The sequence below is a fragment of the Pseudomonas fluorescens genome, from assembly GCF_019212185.1.
Taxonomy (GTDB): Bacteria; Pseudomonadota; Gammaproteobacteria; order Pseudomonadales; family Pseudomonadaceae; genus Aquipseudomonas.
In genome coordinates, this window is the sequence record NZ_CP078138.1 from 1,396,038 (window position 1) to 1,408,624 (window position 12,587).

A 12,587-nucleotide genomic window follows, 5' to 3' on the forward strand; every position below is an offset into this window, starting at 1 on the left:
CTTACGTTCCACTTATAAGGATAAGAACCATGTTCAGCTGGTATCGCCAAGTCACTCCTCGGGAGCGCAAAACGTTTTGGGCCTGCTTCGGCGGATGGTCGCTCGATGCGCTGGAAGTACAAATGTTCGGCCTGGCGATTCCGGCGCTGATCGCCGCTTTCGCCCTGATCAAGGGCGATGCAGGACTGATCAGCGGCGTCACGCTCGTCACTTCGGCCATCGGTGGCTGGGTAGGGGGGACTCTGTCCGACCGTTACGGTCGAGTGCGCACCTTGCAGTGGATGATTTTGTGGTTCTCGTTCTTCACCTTTCTCTCGGCATTTGTCACCGGTTTCAACCAGCTGTTGATCGTCAAGGCGCTGCAGGGTTTCGGCATCGGCGGCGAGTGGGCAGCAGGTGCAGTATTGATGGCCGAAACCATCAATCCGCAGTATCGCGGCAAAGTGATGGGCACCGTACAAAGTGCCTGGGCCGTGGGTTGGGGGCTGGCCGTCGGAGTTTTCACACTGATTTATTCCTTCGTGCCGCAGGACATGGCGTGGCGCGTTATGTTCCTGGTCGGGCTGCTACCGTCGTTCCTGATTATCTGGGTGCGTCGTAATGTCGAGGAGCCCGACAGCTTCCAGCGTCTGCAAAAAGAAAACGCCATCCCGCAAAGTTTTTTCAAATCCTTGGCCGGCATCTTCCGCCCCGAGTTGATCCGCGTAACGCTGTTCGGTGGTCTGTTGGGGCTGGGTGCGCACGGTGGTTACCACGCGGTGATGACCTGGCTGCCAACGTTCCTCAAGACTGAGCGCAATCTGTCCGTACTGAACTCTGGCGGCTACCTGGCGGTGATCATCTTCGCGTTCTGGTGTGGGTGTGTAGTCAGCGGCTTTTTGATCGACCGTATTGGCCGGCGCAAAAACATCGTGCTGTTCGCGCTTTGCTGTGTCGTCACTGTGCAGAGTTATGTGTTCCTGCCGCTGACCAATACTCAGATGCTGTTCCTGGGGTTCCCGCTCGGCTTTTTCGCGGCCGGTATTCCCGCGAGCCTTGGCGCACTGTTCAACGAGCTGTACCCGGCGGATGTACGCGGTGCCGGTGTGGGCTTCTGCTACAACTTTGGCCGAGTGCTTTCAGCGGTGTTCCCGTTCCTGGTCGGTCACATGAGCGACTCCATGTCCCTTGGGTCTGCGATTGGTATCGACGCCGGGATTGCCTACGGCGTGGCGGTGATCGCGGCACTTTGTCTGCCGGAAACCCGTGGACGCAGCCTCGAAGCTTCGAGTGCATCGGTGCCAGCATCGATCAACGGCAACGAGAGTGCGCGGGCCTGATGCCATTTACCTTCTATAGATGAACGCTATGACTGACACCTGTTCTACGCCGATCACCGGCATCGACTCCCATGCTCATGTGTTTAGCCGTGATCTAAATCTGGTCGGTGCACGGCGCTATACCCCTGATTACGACGCCACGCTTGAGCAGTATCTGACGCACTTGCACGCTCATGGTCTGAGTCATGGCGTATTGGTGCAACCGAGCTTTCTAGGCACCGACAATAGCTACTTGCTGGCGGCGTTGAGGCAAGCGCCGGATCAGTTGCGAGGCGTGGTTGTGCTGGATCCAGGCGTTAGTCGTGCCATGTTGAATGACATGGATCACCTGGGCGTGGTCGGCGTTCGCTTAAACCTGATAGGTAAGGCGTTACCTGATTTCCGTAACAGTGCCTGGAGAGAGTTTTTCAGCCACATTGCTGATCTTGACTGGCATGTCGAGTTGCATCGGGAGGTAAAGGATCTGCCGGGACTGATCCATCAATTGACGCCGTTCGGTTTGAAGTTGGTGATTGATCACTTTGGTCGACCGGATGCGAACTCGGGTGTCGATCAGCCCGGGTTTTGCGAGTTACTGGAGCTGGGATCGAAAGGTTCGATCTGGATGAAGGTATCGGGAATCTATCGTTTGGGAGGTACGCCGCAACAGAACATCAATTTTGCTCGAATGGCTTTACCGCTGCTGGAACAAAGTTTCGGCCTTCGCCAGTTGGTGTGGGGTAGCGACTGGCCGCATACGCAGCATGAGCAAAGCATCGGTTTCAGCACCGTAGTCGATCAGTTGCAAGCCCTGGAGTGTTCGACGCAGGTTAGCTATTCGTTGCTGGTGCAAGCCCCTCGAAGGTTATTCGGTTTTGCAGAAGGCGAAAGCTGAAATTTACGCCTGCATTTGCAGATGACCATTCATCTCACCCATTTAAACGAATACATACAGAACGTTCGAAGTGCGACGTTGCAGTCAAACCTCTCGTGCCGCATCGAGAAGTTCTGCGTAATAGCAGCTTCCAATTACAATAGAGTGGATTCCATGAACACGTCATCCAATGCCGAAGTTGAAAGCACCCAGACGATGTTTGGTTTATCGCGTGCGCCGACCGGCGTTACGGTTTCAAACTTCTCGTTCAAATCTGAGTGCAGTTTGGGCGCCAACCCAACCGAGATCATTTCATGACTCCTTTAGATATAGACCTCTTACTGACCGCATTGGTGAGCGTCCTGGTTCTGGTGGCGCTCATCGTGTCGCGTCTCAAAATGCACCCGCTCCTGGCCTTGCTAGTAGTTTCCATTGGCGTTGGCTTTGCAACCAGTATGGAGCCAGAATCCATCGTCACCCATTTGATCACCGGCGCCGGAAAGACACTGGGGGCAGTAGGGGTCGTAATCGCGCTTGGAGCGATGCTAGGCAAAATTCTTGCTGACGCAGGCGTCACAGAGCAGATCGCCGAGGTCATCCTCAAGCGAACATCGGATCGGATGATACCTTGGGCCATGATGATGGTTGCATTTGTAATTGGCATTCCCATGTTTTTCGAGGTGGGCTTGGTGATCATGCTGCCGCTGATTTTCAGCGTGGCGCGAAAGCTGGAAAGCCAGGCTCGCTTCAAAGGTTCAGCGTATGTGTATGTGGGTGTTCCGGTGATTGCGGCACTTGCAGCTATGCACGGGATGGTACCACCGCACCCTGGCCCCTTGACGGCCATCGCCGCGCTCAAAACCTCGGTTGGGCCCACAATGCTCTATGGCTTCCTTGCGGCTATTCCTTCAATGATTTTAGGTGGCCCGCTTTATGGCGCATTCATTTCGCCGCGCATGAGCACGCGGCCCGATCAGGTTTTGTTAGATCAGTTCACCCTAGCTGAAAAAGCCGACGATCAACCAAGCACCAGTGTATGCCTTGGCGTGCTGGCAGCCTTGCTACCGGCGATCCTGATGCTGATTCATGCCGTCGCTGAGATGGTATTACCCAAGGGCGATGCGATCCTGAACATGGCTAATTTCTTGGGCAATCCCCTGATAGCCATGCTCCTAGGTGTGCTGTTCGCAGGGGCAAGTCTGGTACTCGCGAGGGGCGGCGATGCAGGGCAATTGCGAGAATCCCTGGGCAAGAGCCTCAAGCCAATCGCCTCAATCATCATGATCATCGCCGGCGGTGGTGCCTTTCAGGAGCTGCTGACCAGCGCCAAGGTGGGCGACGCCATTGTGCACCTGACTCAGCAGTCTGCGTTCCCTCCGCTGATCTTGGGTTGGTTGATCGCGATGTTGCTCTCGGTATCTACCGGTTCTGCCACTGTAGGTATCGTTGGTGCTGCCGGCTTGCTGGCGCCGCTTGCAGGTGCTGATCCCAGCCTCAACCTGCCTCTGCTTGCCTTGTCCATAGGCTGCGGCTCGCTGTTCTTCAACTATGCGAACCATGCTGGCTTCTGGATGGTGAAGGAGTCCTTCGGCATGACTATGGGCGAAGCCACCAAGACCATTTCGGTGGTTCAATCCATCGTAGCCGTGGTCGGTTTGATTGTGGTGTTGATGTTGAATGCGGCTGTCACGGTGATTTGAGTCAGGATCTGTTCGCAGGTAGTAACCCTGTCCGAGCGAGTTAGCCGAGGGTGGGAGATAGAGTTACGTTTAAGGTCTATAAAAATCCTCACACTGGCGAAGTCGTCTAAACCAAAGGTGGTAACCACAATCAACTGAACGAATGGAAAGCCAGTATCGCCATGCTGGTCACTGGCGGAGTCGGAACGCGCACGGTTTCCGGGTGTGTCGGGCGTTCGCCAGACGACGCCGTCGTCCCCCAGCAAACGCAACCCAGCCCAGCTCGGGTGGCCGGCCGATTCATGCCAGCTTTTCTGCATCAGATTGAAGACCTGTAGTACAGCTCCGCTACCCAATCGCTGACAGGCTTGGACTACGGCACTGGGAGCCACCAACGGACGGTGACCTGGCAGCATGATGTTCATGCGACTGACCACATCCCACGCCGACATGCGCCGGAAAAACGCCATGGAGATGATGCACCACAGCATCATTCCAAGGGCAGGCGCCGCTTGCGCAAGGTGGCTACGCCGGCCTGTTCCAGCGTCTGCTCGACCAAAGAAGGATCGAGCAAGGAGCCCAACACCTCAATGGCGTAGGGGGTGGAGGCGATGTTGTGGGTCAGTTCCAGTGCCCGAGCGAGACGCATAAAAAATCCGATGCTAGTACATGCATCGGATTTTGAATTCTTGCGGCCAAAGGTCAAGCGAGAAGGCTTAACTGATCGGCATTAGCCCGAGAGGGTCATTTTTTGCGAGTGTCGCACATTAAGCAGACGCATCTCTTCGCTGGGTCTACTCCCTACGTACCAATGAAGTAAAGGCATGCCGATAGAGTTATGAGCGATCCGAGGGTCGACATCAATATCGTGTTGGACACAAGCGAGCCATCTCGACGGTAAAACTCTGCGAGCATGAATGGCCCTGTTCCGGTCGGCAGGGCGCTCAGAAGCAGAGCAGCTTGTGCCCAAATTAGCGGTAGGCGAAATACATAAATGGCGAGCAACCAAGTCATCAGCGGATGGGCAATTAGTTTGAGGATCACTAGGCTCGTTACGTGATCACTGCGTCCTTCATGTTTATGGGCTAAGAAAAGTCCCAGTGAAACCAGCGCACACGGCCCCGTCGCTGCAGATAGCATTTTGAGAAAATGGTGTAGTGAAACGGGCAATGGTTGTGCGGTCGTCGTCCAAAGCGCTCCCAAAATAGGTGCAACGACAATAGGGTTTTTGACCAAAGCCAGGCCAACTTTGCCTACAGCTTTAGAAAGGTTCTTTTCGCCCTGTAGGCTCACTTCAATGCAGACAACCGATATTGAAAACAATACGCAGACCACGATCAAACATGCGATCAGCGCGGGCTCCATGCCTGCTTCTCCAAATACCAGCAGGCATAGCGGGATGCCCATGTACCCTGTGTTGGCGTACGACGCACTTAATCCCACTACGCTGGCATCTGCCAGGTTGCCTGAGCGTCGGAGACGCCACACCAACGTAACGCAGAACAAACCGATTGTTGAAAGCCCATAAGTGAGAATGAAACCAGGCTGCCAAATCTGCTCCCATACAACGGTGGCCATGGCTTCAAATAACAGGGCTGGAAGGCATAGCCAAACCACCATTCGATTGATTTCTGTCGCTGCATTCGGGCCTAAGAGCCCCAGTCTACGACAGGCGAAGCCACTGAGGATGAGAGCAAAGACGGGGAGGATGATATTTAAAACAGAGGCCATTGGCCGGATAACTCGCAGTGTGTGAAGTCGAATTCTATATTCAAAATCGACAGGAGTGTCACGCATAGCTTCCTGCGGATTTAGTAGTCTCGTGGGCACTCTCGCTAATGGCTGGCGGCGCATCAATGACCAGAGTTCCGCGCTGGAGGTTAAATAAATGAGAAAGCGGGATCAAGCAGTTCACTTGGTTTTCATATTCTGACCACTTCTCCTCATGCGACGGGCGCCTCAAATCAAGGCGCCTTTCATCATGAAACTACAGCCAGGCTTTGATTTGCGCACAAACGGCTGGAGTCGAGATGCCATACCGATCATGTAGCGTCGGCAGTGCGCCCGCGTCCAGGAATGCGTCGGGTAAAGCAATTTGCCGGAAGGTAGGCGTCACTCCGTTACGCAGAAGTAACCCGGCAACAGCTTCGCCCAGCCCACCGATAATCGAGCTGTTTTCGGCGGTTACTACCAGGCGTCCGGACTTGCGGGCTTCGGCCAGGATGGTCTGCTCATCCAGCGGCTTGATGGTTGGGACGTGCAGCACTGCAACATCGATCCCGTCTGCCTGGAGCTGCTTGGCCGCTTCCAATGAACGCATCGTCATCAGCCCCGTAGAGATGATCAGGACATCGTTACCAGTGCGCAGAGTCTTGGCTTTACCGATCTCGAATTTGTAGCCGTACTCGTCCAGCACCAACGGGACATTGCCACGCAGTAAGCGCATGTAGACTGGGCCTTGATACGCAGCGATTGCAGGCACGGCCTGCTCGATTTCCAGTGCGTCGCAGGGATCAACAATCATCAGGTTGGGCATTGCGCGGAAGATCGCCAAGTCATCGGTAGCCTGATGGCTAGGGCCATACCCGGTGGTGAGGCCGGGCAAACCGCAGACGATCTTGACGTTGAGGTTTTCCTCGGCGATGGCCATGCAGATGAAGTCATAGGCGCGGCGCGAGGCGAATACGGCGTAAGTGGTGGCGAACGGCACGAAACCTTCCCGGGCCATACCCGCAGCTGCGCTCATCAGCAACTGCTCGGCCATGCCCATTTGATAGAAGCGATCCGGATGAGCTTTGGCGAAGATGTGCAGGTCGGTGTACTTGGACAAGTCGGCGGACAGGCCGACGATATCCGGGCGTTGATCCGCCAGCGCAGCTAATGCATGTCCGAAAGGTGCCGACTTGGTGGCTTGGCCTTCGGAGGCAATGGAAGCGATCATCGCGGAGGTAGTTAGGCGCTTTTTGATCGGCTCGGCGGTCGAAGTCGGCGTGTTAGCGGCATTGCTCATTTGTTTTTTCCTTCTTCAAGATTGCTCAGAGCCAGATCCCATTCGTGTTCTTCCACGCGGATGAAGTGCGTTTTTTCCCGTGTTTCGAGGAAGGGCACGCCTTTGCCCATTTTGGTATCGCAGATAATCACCCGTGGCTGAGTGCCGGGATGATTGCGCGCGGCATCGAACGCGGTGACCAGCGCCGCCAAGTCATTGCCGTCCACGCGTTGGGTGAACCAGCCAAACGCTTGCCAGCGATCAACGATGGGTTCGAACGAAAGGATTTCACTGGAGTAACCGTCGGCTTGCTGGTTGTTGACGTCGACGATGGCGATCAGGTTGTCGAGCTTCCAGTGCGACGCCGACATCACGGCTTCCCAGGTCGAGCCTTCATTCAGTTCGCCGTCCGACAGCAAGTTGTAAACGAAGGAGGACGAGCCTTTGCGTTTGAGGCCGAGACAGGCACCTACTGCGATGCCCAAGCCCTGACCCAGGGAACCACCGGTGATTTCCATGCCCGGGGTATAGGCGGCCATGCCCGACATCGGCAGGCGGCTGTCGTCCGCTCCGTAGGTTTCCAGCTCATCGAGCGGGATGATTTCGGCTTCGATCAAGGCGGCGTACAGGGCAATGGCATAGTGACCGATGGAGAGATAGAAGCGATCACGTTCTTCCCATTCAGGATCTTCAGGCCGATGGTTCATGGCATGAAAGTAAGACACTGCCAGTAGGTCGGCGGCGCCGAGGGCCTGGCCAACATAGCCCTGTCCTTGGACTTGACCCATTCGCAGCGCATGGCGGCGAATGTTGTGTGAGCGCTCAACCAGAGTCGTGGATGAAGCGTATGAAGGATTAGTAGTCATGATGAAACTCCGTTAACTCAACGATTGACCAGGGCGGCGGGAATGCGCAGTACCAGAGTGGCCCCTGCGAACAGCACGCCAGTGATCAAGTACATGCCGATGGCACTGGAGCCGGTCATTGTGGTGATCCAGCCAATCAGATAAGGCGAGCAGAACCCGGCGAGGTTGGCGAAGCTGTTGACCGCCGCGATGCCTGCGGCGGCCGAAACGCCTCCGAGCAACGTGGTGGGTAACATCCAGAACAACGACGTCGCAGACAAAATGCCAGAAGCTGCCAAGCAAAGACTGAGGATGGACAGGGTTGAATTTCCGCCCATCAACGCCGCCGAGCTCAGGCCGATAGCACCGGCAATCATCGGCACAATGAGGTGCCAGCGGCGCTCGCGATGTTTGTCACCGCTGCGTCCAACCAGCAGCATGGCGGCGATGGCACAGAGGTAAGGCAGGCTGGTCAGAAAGCCGATGTGAAGCGGATCAGAAACTCCTGAATTACGCACTAAGGTCGGTAGCCAGAAGGTTATTGCGTACTGCCCCATCACGACACAGAAGTAGATGGCAGCCAGCAGCCACAGACGACGGTCGCGAATGAACTCACCGACAGAGGCATGGGTGACTTTTTGCTGGTCGTCTTCGGCCAGCTCCCGGGTGATCAGTGCTTTTTCTTCGTCGTTTAGCCAGCTGGCTTGATGCACGCCGTCTTTCAGGTAGCTCAGTACCAAAAGTCCGACAACGACCGTAGGTACAGCCTCCAGAGCGAACATCCATTGCCAGCCGGCCCAGCCGTGCATACCGGCGAAGTGGTTCATGATCCAGCCGGAGAGGGGGCCACCCACCATGCCTGACAGCGGAATGGCGATGAACCACAACACGGTCATGCGCGCTCGGCGGTAGGACGGGAACCAATAGGTCAGGTACAGCAACAGGCCTGGGGCGAGACCGGCTTCCGCAATCCCGAGCAGAAAGCGCAGGGCATAGAACTGCCAGGCGGTTTCGACGAAGGCGAAAAGCGCCGAGACAATGCCCCAGGTGATCATGATGCGTGCGATCCATACACGCGCACCGACCTTGTGCAGGATAATGTTGCTGGGAACTTCGCAGAGGAAGTAGCCGATGAAGAACATGCCCGCGCCCAATCCGTAGACCGTTTCGCTGAGCGCCAAGTCGTTCATCATCTGCAGCTTGGCGAAGCCGACATTGACGCGATCAAGGTAAGCGCACAGGTAACAAAGCATCAGGAAAGGCATCAGGCGCCAAGCCGTTTTCCGGTAGGCGTTGGAACGCACGGTCGAAACCGCTTCGAGCGACAGGGTAGTCATGATGGTCTGATCTCTTGTTTTTATTGACTGCCAGGCCATGAGGCCCGGCTACGTCATCGATCCAGAACCGCACGAGCCGCACAGGCCCGCCCAGGTGTACTCAATGAATCAGCATGCCGCCGTTCACATCCAGAGTGATGCCTGTGAGGTAAGAGGATAGGTCGCTGGCCAGGAACAGGGCGGCGTTGGCGACATCCTGTGCTGCACCGAGTCGGCCCAACGGAATGCCGTCAATGATCGCGTGGCGGCGATCGTCCTGCATCAGGCCACCGGTGATGTCGGTGTGAATCAAACCAGGGGCGATGGAGTTGACGCGAATGTTGTCCGGCCCTAGTTCCCGTGCCATGGCTTTGCCCAGACCCAGCACACCTGCTTTAGCCGCACTGTAATGAGGGCCACCAAAAATGCCGCCGCCCCGCTGAGCAGAAACGGAAGACATGCACACAATGCTCCCGGAAGATTGTTGGCGCATGACCGGAATCACGGCCTGCGACATCAGCAGGGTGCCGCGCAGACTGACGTCCAGCACCTTGTCGTAGTCTGACGGGCGGATGTCCAAAGTCTTGAGTGGCTGAGTAATGCCGGCGTTGTTAACGAGGACGTCAATGCGGCCGAAGTGCTCGATGATTTTGGCAACGGCCTGTTGTACCTGCGATTCGTCAGCAACGTTGGCCGCAAGACCGAGATGACCTTCGCCCAAGGAAGCAGCGGCATCACGGGCAGCGGATTCATCCAGGTCAAGGATCACGACGTGAGCGCCTTGTTGCGCGAAAGTGGTCGCTGTAGCGCGGCCAATGCCACGGGCAGATGCGGCACCGGTGATGATTGCGACTTTGCCTTGGAGAAGCATGGAGAAGTACCTCAAATTGTTTTTATTGGGTCGATCCGTAAAGAACCGATGGATTCAGCTTGTTCTCCAGGGATGGTCTGAGCAATAACGCGAATGTCACTCGATGCTGAAAAAAATTCAGCACTCGCCAATAACTGGAACGAGTGATTGAATAGTTCAACGCCCGGCCTACGCCATTTGTTGTGGAATAATGAAAAAAATGAGTTCACCAGGCGATCTACCTTCGATCCTGCCACCCCTAAAATCCATTCAGGCCTTCGAGCAGACAGCCCGTTTCGGCAACGTGGCTCGCGCAGCAGAACTGCTCGACCTGACGCCTTCGGCAGTCAGCCACCAACTGGCCAAACTGGAGGCGATGATTGGTCGGCAATTGTTCTTGCGCACAGCGCGAGGCGTGACGCTGACACCGGTCGGCGAGCAATATCTCAAAGAAGTGTCCGGCATCCTCCACAGCCTCGCAGTCGCTACCGAACGCGCTGCCAGCGATGTCAGCCTCGACTGTCTACGCCTGCACTCATCGCCGAGCTTCGGCCTGCTCTGGTTGATGCCGCGCCTTGAGCAGTTCCGTGAAAGTCATCCCGATATCCAACTCAACTTGTCGTGCTCCTACGAGTCGTTGCATTTCAGCCGGGACAAGATCGATGTAGATATTCGCCATGGCACACCCAATTGGCCAAGCTTCGAAGTACGGACAGTCAGAGATGAAAAAATCGCGGTGATGGCGTCGCCGAAGCTGTTGGCGAAACGCCCGATACAGACGATTACTGATTTGCTCGACAGCAACCTGATTCTGTCTGAGGCAACATTAATCAAGTGGCCGCAGTTGTTTGCGCAGCATGGTGTTGCACGACCGGAAAAGCCCTACACCCTGAGCTTCGATCGTTCATATATGACGTTGGAAGCTGCCAGTCATGGCCTCGGTTTTGCTCTCGAAAGTACATTGCTGGCGCAGGATTATCTCGTTCGGGGAGTGCTTGTCGAAGTGGCGCCAGAGTTGAGCGTGCCGATTATGGCGCACCATTTGGTATTTCCTCGGGCTCACTCAAATTTTCCGAGGGTGCGACGGTTCCTTGAATGGATGCAGAAAGAATTGGGCCATGAATTTACGTACTGAATGTGGGCCAGATTGGGTAGTCTGCAAATCCAAATTTGAGTAGTTTTGGATCTACGGGCAGTTGCCTCATTAACGGTAGTTTTTTTCGTCACCTGTGACAAATCATACGCCCCAGACACACCGATCTTCCGAAGAAATTGCGCATTGATCAATGTTATCTACGCTAGTTACTTGCAGCGCACTTTTGTCGGCTAGGTGATTAGAGATGGATTCGAAAGATCGATTGATTTGTATCGCTTCTGTATTGACTGCAGCCTTGTGCTTTGTGCCCACGACACAGGCTGAGGACTCAGCAGAGCTGGCTAAAAAGGCCCTTAACCCAGTCGCTGCCATGTACAGTCTTCCTGTGCAGTACAACTGGGATCAAAAGATGGGCCCGACCGGCGATGGCATGCACAGCGTCACTAACATACAGCCGGTACTGCCTTTTACCTTGAACGATGACTGGAATCTCATTTCTCGCACCATTCTGCCAGTCATCGACCAACACGGGCTAATGCCCAATGGCGCAGCTGACAAATCGGGTGTCGGTGATATCACGCAGAGTTTTTTCTTCTCCCCGAAAGCGCCTACGGGCAGTGGCTGGATACTCGGCGCTGGCCCTGCGATATTGATACCTACGGGCAGTGACGAGTTGCTTAGTAGTGAACAATGGGGACTCGGCCCGACAGCAGTAGCGTTGAAACAATCAAACGGCTGGACGCGGGGTATCCTGGCCAACCATATCTGGGGGCTCAATGGCAGCCCGCCCGATGATAAGGAAAAGGTCAATCAGACCTTTCTGCAACCCTTCCTCTCCTACACCACAAGTAGTCTCACCACCTTCGGTGTGAATAGCGAGTCCACCTACAACTGGCAAACTCGTGAGTGGGCGATACCAATCAATCTGATGGTCACCCAATTATTGAAGATCGGTGGCCAACCGTTGACCTTGCAGGTAGGGCCACGTTACTGGCTCGAAAGCCCGGATGATGGAGCTCAAGGCTGGGGGTTTCGCGCGGCAGTAACTTTTTTGTTTCCTCGATGACACACCTTCCAAAAAGGAGTCTTGCTACGGATCCCTCAGGTAACGCCAAAGTATCCATCATTGTGTTTTGTATCGTATCAATCTGCGTAATGTTTGACCGAAAAAATCTGCCTTGGGGATATTCACATCAAGCAGAGAGAGGATGTTCATGCACCAGACCTGGCGCTGCAAAACAACCAGCTTGGTGCCGTTGAGTGGTAAAGACTCCAACGGCCTGTTTCTACCTGCCTCCCCCCGACTTAGGGTGACCCATTCGTTTTCTTCGGTGAGTTGACCACGATCAATATTTAAAGGCTGGTACTGTTGGGGCATCTTCGACTGCGCTACCAGCCATGCTTTTTATGGAGCAAAAAAGTGACTGAACGACAAATTTTTCAAGTTGCCGGATTTCGAGAAAGTTGAGTGAACACTGCCGTGAGACCGTAGTTTTAGGCGAGATTTCAGATGGTCAATTTTTTTGAAAATTCTGTATACAGGCGAGCGCATATGAGATCTCTGCCAAAGCGCTCAGGAACTGAAGTGAGCGACTCTTTATCCCGTCGGCCTTATCCCCTATTGGCTGCTCTAGGTTATT

General features: G+C 55.1%; 12 protein-coding genes and 2 pseudogenes. 7 read left to right on the forward strand and 7 right to left on the reverse strand.

Annotated elements, in window-relative coordinates:
- The first annotated feature begins 29 nt into the window (after positions 1–29).
- From KW062_RS06060 to KW062_RS06080, 5 genes and pseudogenes are all read left to right on the forward strand, one after another.
- Complete coding sequence (locus KW062_RS06060) at positions 30–1,319, forward strand: MFS transporter (protein WP_105755025.1); 1,290 nt, start codon at positions 30–32, stop codon at positions 1,317–1,319.
- Between the two features lie 28 nt (positions 1,320–1,347).
- On the forward strand, positions 1,348–2,193 hold the full coding sequence (locus KW062_RS06065; protein ID WP_105755024.1) for an amidohydrolase family protein: 846 nt from the start codon (positions 1,348–1,350) through the stop codon (positions 2,191–2,193).
- Positions 2,194–2,346: 153 nt separating this feature from the next.
- A complete protein-coding gene (locus KW062_RS06070; protein WP_158261850.1) occupies positions 2,347–2,490 on the forward strand; it encodes a hypothetical protein in 144 nt (47 codons plus the stop codon).
- Positions 2,487–3,872 carry a GntP family permease gene (locus KW062_RS06075; RefSeq protein ID WP_105755023.1) on the forward strand — a complete coding sequence of 462 codons (1,386 nt, stop codon included), beginning with the start codon at positions 2,487–2,489 and terminating at the stop codon, positions 3,870–3,872. The genes KW062_RS06070 and KW062_RS06075 overlap by 4 nt, the downstream gene beginning before the upstream one ends.
- A gap of 71 nt (positions 3,873–3,943) precedes the next feature.
- Positions 3,944–4,024, forward strand: a pseudogene (locus KW062_RS06080) (transcriptional regulator); the annotation flags it as partial.
- Positions 4,025–4,237: 213 nt separating this feature from the next.
- Here KW062_RS06080 and KW062_RS28795 read toward each other — a convergent pair.
- From KW062_RS28795 to KW062_RS06110, 6 genes and pseudogenes are all read right to left on the reverse strand, one after another.
- Positions 4,238–4,500, reverse strand: a pseudogene (locus KW062_RS28795) (transposase domain-containing protein); the annotation flags it as partial.
- Between the two features lie 152 nt (positions 4,501–4,652).
- Entirely contained in the window at positions 4,653–5,582 is a 930-nt protein-coding gene (locus KW062_RS06090) for an AEC family transporter (RefSeq protein ID WP_105755022.1), read from the reverse strand.
- A 256-nt stretch (positions 5,583–5,838) separates the two neighbouring features.
- Positions 5,839–6,861 (reverse strand): transketolase family protein, encoded by a 1,023-nt coding sequence (locus KW062_RS06095; RefSeq protein WP_105755021.1) that lies wholly within the window; start codon positions 6,859–6,861, stop codon positions 5,839–5,841.
- Positions 6,858–7,706 carry a transketolase gene (locus KW062_RS06100; protein ID WP_105755020.1) on the reverse strand — a complete coding sequence of 283 codons (849 nt, stop codon included), beginning with the start codon at positions 7,704–7,706 and terminating at the stop codon, positions 6,858–6,860. The genes KW062_RS06095 and KW062_RS06100 overlap by 4 nt, the downstream gene beginning before the upstream one ends.
- A gap of 17 nt (positions 7,707–7,723) precedes the next feature.
- A complete protein-coding gene (locus KW062_RS06105) occupies positions 7,724–9,022 on the reverse strand; it encodes an MFS transporter (protein WP_105755019.1) in 1,299 nt (432 codons plus the stop codon).
- Between the two features lie 100 nt (positions 9,023–9,122).
- A complete protein-coding gene (locus KW062_RS06110; RefSeq protein ID WP_105755018.1) occupies positions 9,123–9,872 on the reverse strand; it encodes an SDR family NAD(P)-dependent oxidoreductase in 750 nt (249 codons plus the stop codon).
- A 199-nt stretch (positions 9,873–10,071) separates the two neighbouring features.
- Between KW062_RS06110 and KW062_RS06115 the strand changes: the two genes are divergently transcribed.
- Both KW062_RS06115 and KW062_RS06120 read left to right on the forward strand, forming a co-directional pair.
- Positions 10,072–10,986, forward strand: coding sequence for a LysR substrate-binding domain-containing protein (locus KW062_RS06115; protein ID WP_105755017.1), 915 nt, complete (start codon positions 10,072–10,074; stop codon positions 10,984–10,986).
- Positions 10,987–11,191: 205 nt separating this feature from the next.
- The gene (locus KW062_RS06120; RefSeq protein ID WP_105755016.1) at positions 11,192–12,013 is read left to right on the forward strand and encodes a hypothetical protein; all 822 of its coding nucleotides are present in this window, start codon (positions 11,192–11,194) and stop codon (positions 12,011–12,013) included.
- Between the two features lie 57 nt (positions 12,014–12,070).
- Here the strand turns inward: KW062_RS06120 and KW062_RS06125 are convergent, their stop codons facing one another.
- The gene (locus KW062_RS06125) at positions 12,071–12,325 is read right to left on the reverse strand and encodes a hypothetical protein (protein ID WP_146118230.1); all 255 of its coding nucleotides are present in this window, start codon (positions 12,323–12,325) and stop codon (positions 12,071–12,073) included.
- Positions 12,326–12,587 lie beyond the last annotated feature (262 nt).

What these genes read in the sequence shown, in the direction of transcription:
- KW062_RS06060 (WP_105755025.1), top strand. Translation starts at nt 30, where the DNA reads ATGTTCAGCTGGTATCGCCAAGTCACTCCTCGGGAGCGCAAAACGTTT.
- KW062_RS06065 (WP_105755024.1), top strand. Translation starts at nt 1,348, where the DNA reads ATGACTGACACCTGTTCTACGCCGATCACCGGCATCGACTCCCATGCT.
- KW062_RS06070 (WP_158261850.1), top strand. Translation starts at nt 2,347, where the DNA reads ATGAACACGTCATCCAATGCCGAAGTTGAAAGCACCCAGACGATGTTT.
- KW062_RS06075 (WP_105755023.1), top strand. Translation starts at nt 2,487, where the DNA reads ATGACTCCTTTAGATATAGACCTCTTACTGACCGCATTGGTGAGCGTC.
- KW062_RS06090 (WP_105755022.1), bottom strand. Translation starts at nt 5,582, where the DNA reads ATGGCCTCTGTTTTAAATATCATCCTCCCCGTCTTTGCTCTCATCCTC.
- KW062_RS06095 (WP_105755021.1), bottom strand. Translation starts at nt 6,861, where the DNA reads ATGAGCAATGCCGCTAACACGCCGACTTCGACCGCCGAGCCGATCAAA.
- KW062_RS06100 (WP_105755020.1), bottom strand. Translation starts at nt 7,706, where the DNA reads ATGACTACTAATCCTTCATACGCTTCATCCACGACTCTGGTTGAGCGC.
- KW062_RS06105 (WP_105755019.1), bottom strand. Translation starts at nt 9,022, where the DNA reads ATGACTACCCTGTCGCTCGAAGCGGTTTCGACCGTGCGTTCCAACGCC.
- KW062_RS06110 (WP_105755018.1), bottom strand. Translation starts at nt 9,872, where the DNA reads ATGCTTCTCCAAGGCAAAGTCGCAATCATCACCGGTGCCGCATCTGCC.
- KW062_RS06115 (WP_105755017.1), top strand. Translation starts at nt 10,072, where the DNA reads ATGAGTTCACCAGGCGATCTACCTTCGATCCTGCCACCCCTAAAATCC.
- KW062_RS06120 (WP_105755016.1), top strand. Translation starts at nt 11,192, where the DNA reads ATGGATTCGAAAGATCGATTGATTTGTATCGCTTCTGTATTGACTGCA.
- KW062_RS06125 (WP_146118230.1), bottom strand. Translation starts at nt 12,325, where the DNA reads ATGCCCCAACAGTACCAGCCTTTAAATATTGATCGTGGTCAACTCACC.